The 19451-nt window shown below is 64.5% G+C and carries 3 protein-coding genes; all 3 read right to left on the bottom strand.

The features are described from left to right. Window positions 1-43: 43 nt before the first annotated feature. Window positions 44-10354: a neuraminidase-like domain-containing protein gene (locus OG874_RS06345; protein ID WP_330254177.1), complete on the bottom strand. Its 10311-nt coding sequence runs from the start codon at window positions 10352-10354 to the stop codon at window positions 44-46. 213 nt (window positions 10355-10567) lie between these two features. After that, on the bottom strand, window positions 10568-18388 hold the full coding sequence (locus OG874_RS06340) for a SpvB/TcaC N-terminal domain-containing protein (protein WP_330254176.1): 7821 nt from the start codon (window positions 18386-18388) through the stop codon (window positions 10568-10570). A 112-nt stretch (window positions 18389-18500) separates the two neighbouring features. Continuing rightward, entirely contained in the window at window positions 18501-19322 is an 822-nt protein-coding gene (locus OG874_RS06335) for a hypothetical protein (protein ID WP_330254175.1), read from the bottom strand. Between the last annotated feature and the right edge of the window lie 129 nt (window positions 19323-19451).

The following is a 19451-nucleotide window of genomic DNA, read 5'->3' as shown; positions in this document are numbered from 1 at the left end:
AGTGCCTACGAAGGCACCTGGGTGACTCTCTTGGTTGTCACCGTCAGCATTGTGCGCGGCATGAGCACCGATCGCCGTGTCCGCAGGAGCTCCGGGGCTCGGCGCAGTAGCCGACGACCACCTGGGCGTCGCATATCTTTCCGAGGTCATCGGGGAATTCGACGGTGCCGATAAGCTCGGGTCGGTCGGACTGTAGCGGGCCCAGCTGTTTGCCGTCGAGATCCACGACACCCCAATACAGCGCTGGGTATTCGCTGCTGGCGACGCAGTGGACATCGATCCAACCGCACTGGCAGGCCTCCCCGCTGTGCTCGTGTCGTCCCGGCCGGAACTTGAGCACGATATTCGCGCTCGGCTCGGCACACGGCGCCTCGATGAAGAGCTGGATCGCCTGTGCCCACCGAACCTGCTTGGCGGGCACGAATGGGAACATCGCCCCGGACAGCCGTAGGTCGAGCCTCCGATTCCATGGTCCCTGTTCCGGTTTCGGCACGCTTACGCTCTGCCAGGCATCGGGGAGATCGCGCCGCACATCGAACAACCGCAGCCCGTCCCCGGGAAGGCGGCACTGAGCCGCGGCCAGCGCGGCGTTGCGCAATGCCTCGCCGCCCTCGCGCGCGGTGTAGTTCAGGTGCAACACCACATCACTGAGCGCGTCGAAGTCGAAATAGTTTGTCTCCGGCGGCAATTCGATGCGCCACCGGCCGACCGCACCGGCGAACTCGAACGGCAGATACCGCTCGTCGCGGAAGTTCAACTCGAACATCCCCGAATCGTTCTGACCGCTCGAGGTCGCGATGGCCTCGGTCGCGGTGTAGGAACGCAGTACCCGGCCGTCGTCGATGGCGGTGGCGTACCCGTTATCCGAAGGTGTACAGCCGCAATCGGATCCGAGCCGCTTATCACAGCATATCGCTGGGGCTTGGGCCAGTCGCGGATCGACCCGGGTGTGACTGCTCAACAGGGTGAGTCGGCAGTGCACACCGGTGTACGGACCGACCACGCACGGAATGGTGACCGTGACGTTCTTGATCCGGCGCAGGTAATGTCCTGGGTAGTCGACGTCGAACATCCATTCCGGCAGCTCGATCTCGGCATAGCCGGTCGCCTGCAGGTGCACGAAGGCCAGCGGGAAGGCCTGGCGCAGCGAAATGTGCTTGGTGAGTTCGTATTCACGGCAGTTTTCGTCCAGATACGCCTTGTCCATCTGCGCCACCGCGAGCTGCAACCGCTCCCCCGCCGTCAATCCGGCGCGCAGGTTGTCGAAATCGTCCGCGCCGACGAAGGATCGGGTGGTGTACCCACGTTCGTAATTGAACGCGCGTTCGGCCTTGCGCGCCGCACAACGTGCGAGCTCGTACATGCGGAAGTACTGTGCCGCGGTCTCCTGCTGCAAGTACAGGTACATTTCGTGGCTGGTGAACTTGTCGCGCAGGAAGTCCTGCACTCGGGCGGCGTTTTCCACTTGGCGTTGCTGAGTGTTCAGCTCGGTCAACGCCATATCGCGGCGCCGTTCCGCGCCGAGGATCTGCCGTTCCATCTGCTCGATCTCGATGGAGATGACATCGACCTGCTGACGCCAGTCGGCAAGCCTGCGATCCCAGGACCCCTCGGTATTGCTCAGGCCCGCGGCGGTATTCGCATTATCGCTGACCGCGTTCAGGATCCGCGCCGCAGTGGAGAATCCGGCGCCGAGCTTATTGCCGACCGGCCACTGGCTGAACATCAACGGCGTTCCAGCGATACCGGCGATACCGATCCACAGATCGGGGAACAGGCTGACACCCTGTGCGATCGCTTCCAGCACGTTGCCCGCGATCCGCGAGCCCATCGAGACACCGGTGAGTGCCTCGTAGCCGGACTCGCCGGAGTTCAGGCCGCCGGCGATCAGGCTCTGGTAGTAGCGCAACCGGGTCTGGGCGCCCTCCTTCGTCTTGCCGAGCGACTGCACCTGCCAGTCGGCGTCACGCCACTGGTTGCGGCGCTGTTCCAGGGTGAGTTCGACCAACTGGCGTTCCTGCGTCTGACGCAGGGCGGCCAGGTATTCGGCATCGGCCTTCTCGTGCGCGGCGAGCAACTGTCCACCCAGCGCTCGCACTTCACCGGCCAGCTCCCGTGCGCGCTGCACGAGAACCGTGAAACGGTATGGCTCGCAGCATGGTTCGCAGCAGCCGTCGGAGCCGCAAGCACAGCCGGTGAGCTGCCAGCCGTCGCGGCGCGGGTCGTCGCCGAAGTACCGCATATCGACGCCGGGTGTACCGTCGCGCAGCCTGCGACCGTTCACACACTCGCGGATCGTCGCGAGTCGGTCGGCGGTCCGGTCGTAGAGCGCGAGCAGCCGCGGGTTCAGCGGCGCACGTCGCGGAATGAACCTCCTGACCGTGCTAGCAGTCGAATCATCCTGCGCGAGTATGATTTCCGGGCGTGCGCAAAGGATTCGATCCACCTCGGTGAGGACTATTTCGGCGCGCCGCGTTGCCTCCGGATTGTTGCGGCAGCGCAGCGCGTCGGCCCAGGCGAGCATCGTTTCCAGATAGCGCAGCAGCAACGCCCGGTCGCGAGCGCGTTCACCGTTCACCGGCCCGGTCGGGCAGCAGGTTTGGTCGCGTCGCGATACGGCGAGATCGAGCCCGCCGTCGGCGGAGTCGCTGCCGGTATGCTCGTCTGCCGCCGTGTTGACGCATACCGCCCAGGTGTTGTCGGTCGCCCCCGGAACACGCACCAGCTCATACCATTTCAGCGCGGCCTCGAACTTGCAGTCGGTGCGCAGCGCACCGCCAACTGTCGTGGCGACGGAGAACAGCGTGAGCGGTTCTATCGGAGCGCCGGGGCACACGTAGGCGAAGAAGGGATAGGCATCCAGCCCACCGATTTCGCCGCCGGGCGGTGCGGCCGGTGGTGCGGCGAGCTGCGGCACCGTGATCGCGGCGTCGGTGGCCAGGTCGTACCGGAAGCCGGGCGGCGTCGGGTCGGCTTCGTGGCCCTTCGGCCGGTGGCCACCGATGACCTGGAAGTGCAGCGAATCGCCCGCTCGTCCGGTGAACACCAGTTGCGCGACGGCCTGCGGATTCAGGACAACCGGTTCGGTCGATCGGCGCGCGGGCTCGAATCGGCCGTCGCGTGCGCGCGACCAGACCAGGTGCACGACCGAGTTGGCCGGCCAATCCAGCAGCGCGGGAAGTCTTTCCGGGCGATGCCAGTCCGAGATCTCGTCGGCTTGGCCGCGACCCGCGTCCGCGTCCTGATGCACCGCGTCGAAACTTCTGGCGTCCTCCAGCCAGAAGTAGTACTCGTCGACGACGGACTCGGCGGTGTGTGCGCAGGTGGCACAGCGGTCGGTCGAATCATGCCCGCAGACAACGAATCCCGCACCGGCGGGTGGGATACCCGCGGCGGCAACCCGGACGAATCGGGTGCCGAGCCGCACCGCTGCCTTGATCCACAGCGGCAACCGCTCGTGGTCGGTTTCCGACAGTTCGCCTGCGACCACACCATGCCGATTCGCCTCGCGCTCACCGTCCACAGCAGCGGGCTCACCCTTGGCAGCGCGCACCTTGGCAGTTCCCTTGGTGCCACCGGGCGGCTTGGCAGCGCCGCCGGTTCCACCCCTGGCCTTGGCAGCGACTCCCTTGGTCCGACCACGCGCCTTGACAGTGCCACCTTCGCCATCGTCAGGGTTGTCGCTATCGGCGTTGCCATCGCCGCGGTTCGAACCGCCGTCGCCATCGCCGGGCGGCAGTGCTCGCATGACCGGGGCGAGCCAGGATGGGCGGGCGTCCGCGGGCGCACCGAGCAGGTCCACCCCCTCGGGCAGCGGACCGGGTAACAGCAGGCTGATTCGTGAGGGTTCCGCGGCCTGCAAAGCCGTCAGCCCCGGATGAGCCGGTGGCCGCCGACCGGGCCACCATTCCGTCCCACCCGGCGCCGCGACGGTCAGCCTGCGGCGGCGCAATTCAGCCTCGAGCAGGGTGAACGCTTCCACACGGCGGGCCTTGGCGAGTTCGTCCCACTCGATCCAGTTCTCCCGGTACTGCTCACGTTCGGCGACGCACTGCCAGGTCAGGAAGGATTCGAAACGTCCGTCCCAGACCTCGGCGAACTCGACCGTGATGGTCAGCCCGGGCTCCAGACCGAGCCTGGCGCGCTGCACGAACGCCTGCGCGCTGCTGATCGCGTCCTGAATTCGGCTGGCCCGATCGCTCGTTCCGGTCTCCACGTCCTGCAGCAGCAGATCGCTCAAATCCCGTGCCCTGGCTGCGAATCGGCCGGGTGCGAACGGTAGCGGCACCCGATTCATCCCACACAACCAGGCGACGAGCGCGTCACGAGCCCGCACCCGCAGCCCGTCGTTGAGCGCCTGCACATCCAGATAGCGCCGGGGCGAATCGTTTTCGAAGCATCCGTCCTGCACGAACCGGGTGAGGTTGTCATTGCCCGCATCCGGTGCGACCTCGGGCCGATCGGATGCCCAGCGAGCCGGTTTCGCATCCTCGATGCGCGATACGCGGAAGCGACGCTCCAGCCGATCGAGCCACATCTCACCGCGCCAGACCCGAACAGCCCATGCCTCGGACTCCAGATCCGGTGTGGCGATGTGATAGTCGCCGCCGACCGCGAAGTAGGTCAGTACCAGGGGCGCGTGCCGCACATCCACCCCGATATGACGAACCAGCTGCGCCGGTTCGTCGGGCTGACGTTCAGCCGCCTCGAGGAAGATCCGCCAGGCGGGTCGTTCCCTGGCCGCCTTGGTTTCGGCGCGCAAACCGGTGTAGTCGTAAAGCCGTTCCCACCAATCGAACAGCGCGGCCTGCCTGCGCCCGCTCACGCCCGCGCGCTGGTCGTTCGACGGCGACCGATATGGATCGGTGACCGGCAGCAGGTCCAGGTCGAGCCAGGCGCGATGGGTACCGAACGACGATGGTCTGGTGCGTGGATAGGTCTGTCCGGCAAAGGCTTCCGGATGGTCGAGTAGGTAGCCCAGCTCGGACTGCGGTTCCCGGGGCAGCGTGGCGGCGGATAGCCCCAGCCGGTGCGCGACCAGCACGGACTTGAAGGCCCGCTGGTAGGTGCGCCGGATATCGCGCAGGCTGGAGGTGTAGCGGCCGTGCAGGTAGTCCTGCGCCGCACCATCGACGTCGACGCATTCATCCAGCGGCATGTCGACCGTGTTGCGGTAGAGCCGGCGATGCGGCACCGCGAGCAGTGTGTCGCCGGTGTCCGGGCCGGTGTATTTGACCTGGAACCCGGTGTGCCGTGGCCGGACCCGCTCTGCCTCGTCGAACCTCGGTTCGGGCTGGTCGAATTCGACCGTGATCTCATACGCGCCGCGGCGCAATTCGATCGGGGCCGAATGGCAGTCCGGTGCGTCCGCACCGGGCCAGTTGCGGTTCAACAGGATCCACGACCGCTGGCCACGACGCAGGGTGATGCGCCAGCGCAGGTCGTCGCAGTGGTCGCAGTCGGGTGCCGCGCCGTCGGGAGTCGGCTCGCCCGCGGCGAATTCATACCGTCCGCCGTGCTCCACCAGCAAGCTGCCCGACCAGGTCACCGTGAAAGGCTCTGCACCGAAGAGGGGTTCGCCGTCCTCGTCGCGCAGGGCGAACCCGTTGCGCACGGCCACCAACCGGAGCTGCTCGGGCGTCAGCGTCAGGTCCATCGCCGGGATGACGGTGGGCACGGGGGCATTCCACTCGTTGCGGCCCGCGCCGAACATCGACAGCGGCCCGCTCAGCTCGCGCCAGGCGTGATCGTTTCCGGCCACCGAGAATTCGCCGAGCAGACCGGTGCCGAGCAAGCCGAGCAGCGCGGCGTACGCACCGCCGGTGGGTGCGATGGGCCAGTTCAGGGCAGGTGGCTTGCCGGAATCGTCCTCCCACGGCGTATGCCCGTTGTTCTCGTCACCGTGCAGCGCTCGCAGCAACCGTGCCACCTCGAGCGCACCCACCTCGGTCGTGTGCTGCGGCGCGGCCGCGCGCACATGGTCGGCGAGGTGTTCGGCGATGAGCTGGCAGCGCCGGTGGAACAGGGCGAATTCCCTTTGCACAAAGGCGAAGCGGGTCTGCTCGTCCGGTTCGTGGACGAGGGTGTGCACGGCGGACTCGAACGATCCGAACAGCAGCGCGAACGGCACCAGCGCCGCACGCGGCGCGAAGTACAACTCCGACACCGCTTTTCGCTCCACCTCGGTCAGCGGTCGCAGGTGGCTGAGCCGCTCCGCGAGCGCCGCGTCGTCCAGCGGGAGCTGGGTCCACAGCGTCTGCGTCGCGATGTCGTAGTGCAGCGGCCCTTCGGGCTCGGCGTTCCACATGGCGGGCGTGGTGTCCGCCGCGGCCAGCGGCGTAGCAAAGCGTCGCCGATCCGGCGGTACCGGAGTGCCCTCGAATTCGAGCACCGACGGGAAGAACCGCTCGGCGACCGAAAGCAGCGAGTCGGCGGGAACCGTTGGCAGATAACCGAATTCATCGGCCAGCGTGGCGCCGATCCGGGACAGCGTCCAGGTGTCCGCGTCGTCGGCGGTCACCTCGAGCAGCTGACGCCGCAACGCCCAGAGGCCGTGGCCGTCCTCGTCATCGGCCAGGCCGAGCGGATCGTCGAGCGATTCGTTCTGGGTCGGCAGCGGGAATGGGTCGTCTCCATCGAGGTGGGCATCGGCGAACAGGAACAACACCTCGCCGACGGTGAATTCGGACAGGTAGATCTTCAGCAGCACCTCGGCGAAGCGCAGGGTGCTCGTCGGCTGGGCATACCAGGTGTCGGTGGCCACATCCGGGTCGAATCCGGCCAGCCGCGACAGTGGCGCCAAATTCTGCGCCATCAGCTTGGCCAGCTCGGACTGGTCGGCGAGTTCTGGACGGACGCGTTCGGCGGAGTCCTCGACGCCATCGATCAATGTCCGCAGCGCCCAGTTCCAGTGGTCCGCGTCCGGGCCCACCCACAATGCGAGCAGATGGGTGCGATCGGTACCAACGCCGGACGGGTCGGTCGTATCCGGATCGGCCAGCGGCAGGCATAGCAGTTCGCGCAATATGAACAGGGCGCACAGCTGGTGCAGGAACTGAGGGTTGATCTTCGGGCCGTGGAACAGTTCCAAGACCGTGCAGATATCCGACAACTCGTCGAAAGTTACCGTGGTGGCCGGGTTCTCGCGCAGCCGGCGCCAAAGGCGAATGAAGACGGCGAGCCTGCGAAGTGCGTCGGTGGTGCTGTGATCGCCGAAATCGATGGTCAGGTCATCCGGGCAGCACGGCTGGCACGGCGGATATACCGGCCCCTCGCCGTCCTGCGATCGGTCGCCGGACCGACCGCCGGGCCCGAACGGCACGAACCCGCACTCCCACAGTGCGAGGAACTCGCAGTAGTCCAAACCGGTGCGCCGCAGGAACTCTGGCACCCGGCGGACCGCATCGAGCCAATCCTCATCGCCGTCGTCGCTTTGGCCGCCGTGGTCCGCGGGGAAACCGTAGACCTCGCGCAGTACCAGTCGTTCCGGCGTCGCGACGTCGGCGATGTCGTTGTGATAGAGCAGCTCGGACTCTTCCGGAGTGATCCGCAGATACTCCAATGCGAGCGGCAACCGCAGCGGAAAACGCCACTGGTGCGGGACAAATGTGTCCGGCTCGTGTTCGGCGTCGATCGCGAATTCGGTGATGTCTTTGCGGAAGTGACGCATGGCCGAGTACCTGCTCGACCCTGCGGCGTGCAGGTAACTGCGATTGATATCGAGCGCTTGCGGATACGGCAGCGCCGGATCGGTGAAATCGGACCGCAGGATGTCATAGGCCGCGGGGACCTCGATCGGGGTCGCGGGCGAAGAGTGCTGTGGCAATGCGGCGAACAGGGTGTCCGGATCGTGCGCCCACGGATCACCACCCACGATGCCGTCAGCGGCCAGTCGATGACCGGCCAATTCGTGTGTGGCGGTGTCGTATACGACCCCCGCCCCGCCTGTCGGCTGCGTCACCAACGCCTCGAGGCTCTCGTTGACCAGGTCGATCACCGGAATCTGGGTTGTCAGATCGGCTGTGGTCGCGTGCAGCTCGCCGACCGGGCCCCTGCGGGCCGCGAGCATGGCTCCGAGGTCGGTCTCTTCTCCGGGAGCCCGCGGGTCCTGGCAGGTCGACCCCGCTGAAGCCTGAAGCAACTCGTGCAGGTAGGCAACCGGACCGAGCGGCGAAAGATGCTCGGGTGGAACGCAATCGATCAGCGAGCCGTTGGGATTGACCGGTTGGAACAGGCCGGGCGGGGCCGGCGGATACGGTTCGAACTCGGTCGCCTGGTGATAGATCGCAGCGGCGAACTTGTAGGCGACCGAACCCGACAGCGCGAACCTGAAGTCGGCGAGCGAGAGCCGGGCGACCTGAACGGCGTCGGTAAATCCGCGGGCGTAGAGCGCCTCGATCAGGGAGAACCGCAGGTCGTCCGCGCCGATATCGGTGAGCATCCACAGCTGCCGAATCGCGTTGAGTGCGAAGGTAAGCCATCGCTGAGCGGCCGGATCGTCGGGGAGCGCATCCGCGACGGCCGCGGCCAGTGCGGCCGGATCCGGGTCGGCGGCGAAGGTGAACGCGGTGCCACCGGAATGGGACGGATACGCATTCGCGAAGGCTGTGAAGACGTCCTGGCCGGATCGTCCGAGCATCGGCGGTCCATCGTTGCTCGGGTTGCCCGCATTGCCGGGATCTTTGTTCACCGTGAAGAATCTGCGCAGATGCCGGATGAACGCCTCCGTGCGCTCCGCGGGTGTTCCGGGCGCGGTGAACGGTGGCAGCAGGTCACTGTGCGCGGCGAAGAAGTCGCGCCACTGTTTGTCGGTGACCGCGACCAGTTTCGCGACCGTGTCGATACCGAGCGGTGGCTGCTTCAGCGCCTTGATCAGGTCCGCGGAATGCCCGGTGACGGCCAGTAGCAACAGTTCCAGATAGGCCGCCGGCCGTTTGGTGGTCGCTTCGGGCTGCCAGAAGTCCGCGTCGATGGTCGCGGTCGGCTTGTCGTGTGCCAGCCAGTCGGTTATCAGTGCATCGATCGGGGCGGCCAGCGGGACCTCTGCCAGTCCGCTCGTGCCGCCGAGCGCGTGCAGCCGCCGCGCCACCTGGATGGCCGTGAGCGCAGTGCCCGACACCGTCGAAGGTGCTGCGGGCGTGATGATCACACCACCGTCGCGAGCCGCCTCGACGGCTGTCAGCAATTGTGGTTCGAGAGTAAGCCGCGCCATATCGAATCGCTGCTCCGGGCCGACCTGGCTCGGCACCTGTGCGGCCAGCGCGTAGAAGTACGCGGCCGGAACGACGAAACTCGGCTTCAGTCCTGCCATTTCGGTCGCTTCGGTCAGCACGACACCGGCGGTCGGTACCGTGGTCGCCGTCCCGGCACCGGTGATCAACGGAAAATCCAACCGCGCCCGACCTGCGGCGATGCTCAACCGCTCCTCGGCGATGGCCGCCGCGGCCGAGTAGACGAAACCGGCCAGCCGCAGCGCCTCCGCCTCATGCGTGCCGTAATAGCCGTTCAGCTCCGCATCGAAACGGCCCCTTGCCTTTTCGATGTTGTCGTCGCTGATATACGGATCGACCTTCGGTTTGGTGTACAGTGCGCCGAACGGGTCGAACCCGAGTGTCGGATCCGGCTGTGGCGGGGGGAAAGCGGTTCTGTTCCACACGATTTCGTTGGCGATCTGGCGACATTGTGCCGGGGTCAACGGCGCCGTGTCCAACAGTGTCCCTGTGGCGCCACCCGGATCCTTGGCCAGGACTTGGTCGATCGCCTTGACCAGCTCACCGAACAACGGCGGTTGTCCGTCGGGCGGCAGGTCGACGAAGGCCAGGTTCGGATCGCGTCCCGCGGCAGACGCGGGCAAGGTGACGAACGCGCTCGCCAGCGCGTGGAAGTAGTCCGTCTGGTCGGTGGACAGAGTCCCTTGCGTAGTGATCGAGACGTTGTACTGCACGCGGCGCTGGGCGATGACGAGACTGCCCTTGCTGAGCTCCAGTCGCAGATCGTAGGAGGCCGACGTCGGGTATTCGGCGGAGGTATGCGCCGGATCGACCACGATGACCGCCGTCGCCGCCGATTCCAGGCGTCTGACCTTCGGCTTCGGCGGGCCCAGCGGATCGGGCGGGTCGGCGGCATCGATGTAGTGCTGCAGGATCTGGGCATTGTTGATATCGACCGAATTGTCGACAGTGCTGGCCAGGTGCGGATCCGCCAACCCAGTGGCCTTGCCGAGCAACGCACCCTTGACGCTGTCGGCGAAACTCAGGTCGTATGCGGTGATCGTCAGATCGGCCAAAATAGTTTTGAAGTCATTCGGAGCCATCGGTTCCGACGGCGCAAGCCGCAGAATGATCAAATCGGGCACAGGTCCTCCCCCTGCCGTGAGCCGTTGGGCTCGAATTTTATGGGACACAATCAGTTCCTGTGCGAACCCCGACCGCACAGGGCGACACGAAGACTTCTGTTCACGTATCGAGATACCCGGTCGCGGTGTCGACTCGATGGACTCATCGTGCACCGAGTCGACCGCACTGCGGAAGCCTTCGGTCGAGTCACCGGACCGTGGATGGCCGCGCCCCTAGGAACCCCAGGGCACAACATTGATGGATGGAAACTTCTTGCCAAGGACGTTCTTGAATGCATCGACGTATTCAGGTCGCACGTGCCACTCGACAGGGAGTCCATACTTTGTGGCAATTCGCTGGTGGCGAGCGGCCTCGTTAACCAATTGCCCGGCCGCCGACTTCGATCCCATCTTGATCAGGAATCCGTAGTTATCCTTCACCTCGCCCAGTACGCCGTTCTTGAAACGATCGAACGAAACATCGTCGATCTGATATTCCTCGATCCTGGCCTTGCCATTCTTATACACGATCGGTTTGTCCGAAAATTCTGATTGCCTCTGGAGTGACTCGCCACTCGACCTCCGGCCGACCTCCACCCATTTACCGGGTCCTTGCCCCCCGCTGCCGGGTTTCGGCGCCGTTTTGACCGCGCCTTTTCTGCCGAACGCAGTTGGATCGTTGCGCGCTGCGGCGCCAACACTTCGCTTGGCACCCGGGTTCTGCGCGTAGTACTTGTTCCAGCCCGCGACGTCGTACGGGTCACTCGGAGGCGGCGTGGCCCTCGTGCCTCTGGCCGCCTTGACCAGCGATGCGCCCTTCTTGACGAGTTGTCCTCCCGCGCCCAAAGCTCCGCCGACAACCGCGCCACTGGCCGCACCCTCGATGGCGCCTTGCGCATACTGCTTCGGCGAGCTGACCTCACCCTTCTTCACATCTTGGATCGCTTGGTCGCCGACTCCTTGCACTGCACCGCCTGCCGCACCGCCGACCACGCCCTGAACCACGGCCGGTGCACCTTTCAGCGCGTTCCCGACACCTCCTCCGACCGCCGTGCTGACGCCGACGACCGCGGTATGCGCAGCGAACTCCTCGTGAGTAATGGCCGGTTTTACGGCCTCGGCTTCTCGCTGGTTGGCGGGAGCGCCGGCCTCACTCACTGCGGTAAGAGTGGCTACGACGACGACAGCCACGACGAATAGGACGAAGATGTGTCCGGTCGGGTCGCCCGCGATGGTTGGTCGTGCCTCCACATAGGCGTACACATTCAAGCCGCCATCGATGCCGAGGGGATCGCAACTCGCCCACCTCCCCAGCCATGGCGCGCAGTATCGCGCTCCGTGATAGTTGAACCCGGTCTCGTCGTCACGTTCCTTTCCGGTGTAGCGATAGCGCCTGAGGCTGACCTCTGCCGCGCTGCGTCCGGCCTGGAATGCCGAGGTGCCGTAGGGGTGGAAGTCCTCATAAGCGATCAGCGCGCCGTCCTGATCCAGTTCGACGCCGGCCGAGCCGAGATGATTTCCAATTTGGTAGCGAATCCGTCGCGGCGCCGCTGATATCGCCTCGGTTTCGATAATGGCAATGCGCTGCTTATCGTCCATGACGTGAAGACTCTGACGCTCCAGCGCGACTGTCACACCGCGGTACTCGCGATAGATTTCATAGCCGCCCAGGTAGATTCGCTCGTTCTTGCGTGCACGAGTTCGAGTTTCGGTGACTTTGCGGACCCGCTGACCTTCGGAGTCGTATACGTAGTACGTAGTTTCGGGAATGCCGTCGTGTACCACCTGCTGGGCGGTCGCACTCAACTGATCTCGGTGATTCCACCGCATCAGCGGAAGGTGCGACATGCTCGTCATGTTCCCGTGCACATCGTGGTCGTATCCGGCCGCGTATCCGCCGCGCTCCGCGTAGTCCGGTAGGTCCGGATCACCGGGCAGGCTCGTTGCCAGGAGTCGGTTGCTGTCGATTGCGTATTGATAGCGACGTTGCCACAGTGTAGAACCGGGTTGGTCGACGTTATTTCCTGAGTGATGGACTAGGCACAGGATGTTGCCTACCGTATCGTACCGATATCGCTCGACGTAGCCGCGAAGACCCTGAAGGTCATTCGCATGGATGCGAGCACCGGCAAAAGGATAGTCACGACGACTGGTGTCATTCGGTCCGAATGCAAAACCGGTTTGGCCGCTGTGCTCTCGACCGCTGGCAACGATCAGTCGATAGATGGCGTCGTAGACATACTCAGAGATAGCACCGGCTTGCGCGGTAGTCGCCAAGGCGGCGTCTTCGATTCGAGTTATATTGCCGACCGGGTCATAGGTGTAGCGAAGATCCTGGACCAGAGTTGCGTTCGTGAACAGCTGCGAGGCAGTGGCATCGGGATCAGCGGGCCGCGTCGTTCGCAGGTTGGTAAGGCGGAAAGTAGACGGGTCGTAGGCGTAGGTGGTGGTCGCGCCGTTACCGTAGTCGATCCGTAAGCGCTGACCCTTCGCGTTGTAGTCGATATTCGTCACAAAGGAAGTGGCCGTCGCGGCCCCCTGCGGGCTGACGTCGACTCGGTTGAGCAGGTTGGCCTCGTTGAACGTTGCGCGATAAACATTTGCGTCAGGTGTTGCCACCGCAATCGGGCGGTTGAGTGCGTCGTACTCGGTCCGGGTGATCAGTGCAGGGGCTTGCTCGAGCATCGGCTCTGCGGCAGCGGCGATCTCGTCGATATCGACTAGTTCGGTGAGTGCGCACCAATCCGGCACGATGGTGTAATCGTGGGCGAAGCGGCGATCGCTGGTGAGCAGATTGCCCTTGAAGTCATAGCTCGTACTGGTCTCGACGCCCGCACTGTCGTAGATGCGAAAGAGCTTGCCGCGCAGGTTATTACCTGTTTCTTGATGAGACTCGCCGTATATCCGTCGCTCGACGAGCACCTCCGCGCCAAGCGCGGACTTCAACTCCCGCGGGGCACCGGTGAGCGTTGAATCGCCTGCGGCGGACACGAATACGCCGACAGGCCGATGCAATGCATCGTAGCTCGTTCGGGTGCGAAAGCCTCGGCTGTTCCAGGCGAGGAACGGTTTGCCCGCCGCATCGCGCAGCGTCCACCGATCATCGGCTTCCGCGCTGTGTTGGAACAGCAACAAGCCGGAGATGTCGTAGCAGGGCGCAATCCCATGCGGGGCGAGGTTCTGGACGTCGTCGAAACGGTGGACGCCACCGGGCAACGGCGGGGTGACGTACTGAACCACGCGGTTGCCGCGAGCGTCCTGTATCCACAGGGACTTGCCTTCGGCATCGAATTTTGTGAAGGTGACGTGCTTTTCGTCAGCACCGTTCGCGCGATTGTGGGCAACTGTCACCACGGTGCGTTCGAGGCTGTCGAGTAGCTTCAGTGCCGGCGTGCCCGCGTGTGCGGCGGCGAGTTGTGCCGCGCGGCGGTCGGCGGCCGCATGCGATGTACTCATGCGTGCGTACCAGGCATTTCCCGGTTCGAGAACCGTGTCGTTCGCGTCGTAGCCGGTGACCCGCCAAGGCGCGTGATCCACCCTGCTGACACTGCCGTCGGGCGACTCGATGCGAATCTCCCGACCGAGCGCATCGTAGAACAGCACTGGCGTGACACCGATTTCGTGCGGCTCCTCGAAGCGATGGCCGACCGAGCGCGGACTGAAGTACGGTTCGTACTTCTTGACCGGCTTGCCCTTGTTGTTCAGAATCGTCTTGCCACTTCCGATCCAGCGCAGCAGGCCGCCAGCTGACTCCGGTTCGGCCTGGATTTTCTTGACGAGCAGGGTCCCCCCACCGTCCGAGTACTCGAAAGACGCCTGCAGCGGGCTGTCCGGATCCTGCGCATGATGCCGCTCGCGCATGATTGCGGCCGCGCACGGCGGGTGGGCGCCCCAGATCACGGAGCCGTTCCGCACGATCTCGCCGAAATAGTAGAGGTGTCGGGAGGTGGCCCCACCGAGAAGTACTTTCGCGGTCGCCGCACGATAATCGTCGGTCACGAAGAAGGCAACGATGGCCGACGGGTCCGGATCCGTTGCGGTGTCATCGAATCCGCCGAGTACATCGCCCTCGCCGTCCTTGCCGGTCAGCGTCAGCGCGGTGGACATGCCGAGCACATCGAACCTCACCTGTGATCGGTTGCCGTTGACATCCTCAACCTCACTCGGCTGCAACACGCGGTAGTCGAAAGCGACTGCCTCGGTGCGATTTCCGAGCGCGTCCGTGCTCGCACGGATGAATAGGTCGCGCGAGTCGTATTCCAGTAGCGTGACATTGCCGAATGGGTCGGTGTAGCGTTCGGGCAGATAGAAGTGCTGGGATGCGTTTGCGTTGTAACCCGCGATCCCAGCACAGCGCCAGTACTGGCCAACGGTGTCGGTGCCCAAACGTTGCACCAGGGTCGGGCCGCTCGAGTAGCCGCTGGTCGCGCTGTTGCCCAGTGCCGCGGTGACATCGGGTGTCAGCTTGTTGCCGAAGACGCGCACCAGCAGCGAATCGGTCAAAGCCAGTGTGTAGGTCTCGTAGGGAAGCGCGTGGGCACTCAGGGTGCCGAACGGCAGTGGCCCATTCAATACGTCGGTGAAGAACAGTGTGCGCGTCTTCTCGACCAGTCGCCGCTGGGGCTGCAAGCGATTGGGCAACTGCTGGTACGGAATTGCCTCGATCAGTGCTCCGGCGCTCGGGTAGTTGTCACTGATTCCGAGCCCGCGTAGCTGGCCGAGCCCGAAATAGCGCCCATGGCGGGGCGCGATCCCGGTCAGCTCGTAAGTCTGTGCCTCACAAGGTAAACGGAGCCGGTAGTGGTCAGGATCGGCGACCACATCGGCAGTGTGGCGGGTCTCGATGTAGGCGACGTGGAGCTCACTCTGTACAGCGGCCACCAATGTCTCGACGCCTGCGGGCAGCAATGGGTCGTTCAGCGGCGCCGGCTGCCAGCGTGGGTAACCGATCGTGACACTTTGGAGCACATGGCCGTACTCGTCGACCCGCAGATTCAGCGTATGACTGATCCGCGGATCCGGTACCACAGTCGCTGGGCGCAGATCGAGTTCGTAGTGATATGCGATCGCCTCGCTCTCCGTGGCGTGAAAGACCGCGTACCGGTTGCCCGACCGCGGTTGCATCAGCCGAATATGGCAGACGTGCGCTGTCGCCGAGAAGAGTTTTACCGGCTGCTGCATTCCCTCCGTCAGAGCGTCGACATCCAGTTCATAGACCTCCTGGCGTAGCTGCGAGCCTCGGCAGGCACGCAGCGCCTCGCGCCGCTCTTCAGCGGTGAGGTCGAGCGCATCGAGATCGAGATCGGGCATTACCCGCTCGTGGAATGTCCCGAGCACCGGCGTACCCGGCTGGTTGTCCTCGAACCAGTGTGGAAAGTACTCGCGGTCGAATTGATGGAGGTTCCGAGTGCCGTCGATCTGCGCGCCCGTATGGAACCAGGTGACTGTTTTCACCGGTGGCTGATAGAGCCGGTGGTCCTGAGTTATATACGGACTGTTGGTGTTTGCCCTCGCGAACGTGCCGAAATCGTCGATATCGACTTGTTCGACCCGTCCGAAGCCGCGGAACTCGCGCTCCGGGCCGTCGAAGTAACCGTGGTGGTAGCTGTAGGTGCTGGAGAAGCTGGTCTTGCGCCAGCGATCGCGCATCGTCACCTGTTCGACGACAAATACCGGGAAGGGCAGCTTGGTCGCCCACGGGGTACCCGCCAGCTTGTCCTGTAGGTAGAACTTGGTCGAGGGTGCATAGCGGATTTCGGTCTCACTGCCGAGGTTGTTCTTCATCGTCACGAGCAGGTGCGGCTTCTGGCCGCCCATCAGGTCGACATAGCGCAGCGGTCGGCCCGCGTCACCCGGCAGCGGCGAGGACCATGCCAGGCACGCGGTGCCGTTCCCGAGGAGATCGAGTGCCTGCACACCGACCGGCGCACCGACCGGCGGAATAACGTTGATTGCCACCGGATTCCCCCAACCGTTGCCCGACTGGTTGAGGTAGACGCGGATGCCGTCGGCATGCAGGTAGAGGATATCGGTCGTGCCGGAGCCATCGATGTCGGCGACCAGCACGCGCTTGCTGTCGAACTGGTCGGGCCGGTCGAACCACGGCGCGCGATCCATTGTCACTTTGGGGCCGAAGCGACCGTAGCCGAGGTTCGGCCAGTAGCAGACTTCGCCATTGCGGATGCGGACCAGGTCGGTCAGTCCGTCACCGCTCATATCGGCGAGGTGGATCGTCTGCTCGGGATCGGCGAAGATCAGTGCCGGGCCGCGAGTTTCGTCTCGCGCCGTTGGGACGCGCCGCTCAGCGCCGAAACCGTCCTCACCGAGTGCGGGATGCCAGACCAGTGCGTCGTCCTCGGTGATCAGCACATCGGCCAGGCCGTCGCCGTCCAGGTCGACGAACCGCAGATTCGGATCATTCCAATTGCGGTTGGGCAACTGGCCGAAGAGTGCGAATGGCGTCCAGTCGGCGTTCTCGGCGCGTTCGTAGAAACCTGGATCGGGTCCGTCGAACCGGACGATGTCCGGGCGCCCATCTCCGGCCAGATCGACGAACTCGAGGCCGGCCAATGCCGCTGCGGGCTTCGGGGTGACCAGCTCGGGCGGCGCGAATCGGGCGCAGAGTTGCGCATCACCGTTGTGCCCAATCGGATTTACGGGGCTGAGGTTTCGCTTGTAGAACCACCCGCCGCCCTGCTCGGTCAGGATGCCTGGCAGCCCCTCGCCGTCAAGATCGACCCACTGGTATCCATCGCCTGAGCCAGCAGGCAACCCCTCCAGGCTCTCGCGATCGATTTCGTGCAACTCGCTCTGGATCTCGGCTTCGCTGTATGCGAATTCGACCGGCGGCAGCGACCGGGAGCGGTAGCCGCGGTCATGACGCCGGTATCCCTGTTGAGTGACCATGGTCAGCAGCGAGTAGATCGGATTGCGCGCGTTGGTGGCGTCGGCGTCGTGGGCATAGGTGAAGTCGGTCGAGCGGACCAGACAGCCGACGCCAACGCCCAGCTCGTCGGGAAAGTGGTGGAACATCAGGGCCCGACGGCACAGACGGTAGGTGCGCACCTCGAAGCCGGATCGGTAGGAGGAGAACGGATCTGGTCGATCCCCCCAGCCCGGCGCGTCCTGTGGCAGTGGGATAGTTCGATCGTGCTCGCCGTAGTCGAAGACGAGCTCGAAGTACCACTGGTCCTCGGCGGGCAACGCGGGCCAGGCGGCTACGGGATCGAAAGTCGGGAAGTACGGCGTGTGATTGCCATAGCGAATTCGCTTGGGGTAACGGTTGGCTGTACGAATTCGATTCCGTTCGTTGGGTTTTCCGCTGTATACCTGCTCGTCGTTCTCGGACTTGTAGTCGTAGCCGATGACGTTGCCCTTGTCGTCGTGGCTCGCGCAGATCAACCAGCTGAAGATTCGACTCGGATCGGCGGGGTCGGCGATGCGGGACGCCGCTGTCCTGCCGTACCACGTCGTGACATTCTCACGAGAAATCGAACGCCAGAAGACATCTGCCGAGTTGGTGCGGTTCGTCCAGCGTTCGATGCGCGCGAACAACCCCTCGACGCGAGGGCGATAGCGCTGGACGCGGTAGCGAACGCCACCCACCGTGCGCGTCGGCAGTTCTTCCGGAACCCAACCGCCGTTCTGCGCGACAAGCACCGGCACCAGATCCTCGGCGCCGGAGAGGATAAAGACGTCGGACTCCGCGGCGTCGTCGTATTGCGGCAAACCCTTATCGGTCTTGCGGGTGATCGCGGGAAGTCCGAGACTCCAACCCATTCCGAACGGTCCGTTGCCCGACCCAGAATCGTAGGCGAGCGTCAACTGCGGGCCGAAACCCCCACGGCCCGGGCTGACGCTGATGGGGACGGTCAATGATCCGGTTCCTGTCACCGGGTTAGCGGCGAACTTCTCACCGATCCCTTTGATCGCACCGCCACCCTTCGGGAGGCTGATGATCGGCGGCTGCAACCTGGTTGTCCCGGGATCCGCCTGTTCGCTCCCGATGTCGGATCGACCCGAAATCGACTCGCTCGGCCGAGATTGGTCAACCATATCGCTACTCCCCTGTCATCAGCCGAATGGTTCGAATACACGTGTTGCACAACAGTTCCCGCGCGTTGCGGTGCCAGCGGTCAGCGCCCCGGGCACCGCAACGGGCGCACTGTTACTTCCGTGGATGTTGCAGAGCTTCCTCGACCGCTGCGAGCGCGTCGACCGGGGTCAGGTTCTCGCCGCGGGCGTTCTTGCCGAGCTGGGCCCAGCCCTCGCCTTCGGGCCCGCGCAACTGGATCCAGATGTCGCGGGTCTTCTCCAGCAGTTCGCGCTGTTCGGCTTCGTTCAATACGGACATGAATTCCTCCTCTATTCCCACGCCGCACGCCGCGGCGAAATCCTGCGGCGACATGCCGTTGGCGGCGTTCATGTCGCAAGCACCGAACGGTGGGCAACCCTCGGGCAAGCCGCCGCCGAAGCCCTGACCGTCGGTGTACTGATGCGCGATCTGACCGGGCAGATTCGGGTTCCTGCCGTAACCCGCACCGATCACCCGCAACCCATCGGGCCGCTCGGACCACATGCCATGGAAATCGCCGTGGTTGGCGTAACCGATCACCCGCCGCTGATCCCCCAGCCAGTCCGCGATATTCCAGTAGGAGCAGTTGATTCCGTCGGACTGATCTCCGTGGGGATTGCCGCCGGATTCGACGTCGATCATCGTGATCATCCGCAGATGCGGACCACCCGCCTGCTCGACCATCTCCCGATGAGTGCGCACGGTATCGAGCCAGTTCGGCCGCCAGTAGAAGTAGACGATGAAACACGCCAAACGACCCGAATCCACTGCCCGGCAAGCCCATTCGTAGTTGACGGCGAAGTTCGGGTCACGGAACGTACCGTCGTTCGACCGGAAACTCAAGATCGCGTGCGGATAGGAATCGTCCACCGGCGCCTGAAAATATGACACGTCAGCAAAAAGGCTGTCGACCATCTGCTCTCCCTCGATTTCGAATGTCCGAAACTTCCCCCGAGCTGTCGAGCCACCGGCCTCCCACGTCGGCGCCCTGAGACGTCGATGAGACGCCGGTGAAAGGTGGCAGCCCGAGACTTGTCGCTGTAA

The organism is Nocardia sp. NBC_00565 (genome assembly GCF_036345915.1).
GTDB lineage: Bacteria > Actinomycetota > Actinomycetes > Mycobacteriales > Mycobacteriaceae > Nocardia.
Note: the sequence above shows the minus strand (reverse complement) of the source record. Positions and strands in the feature narration are given on the sequence as shown.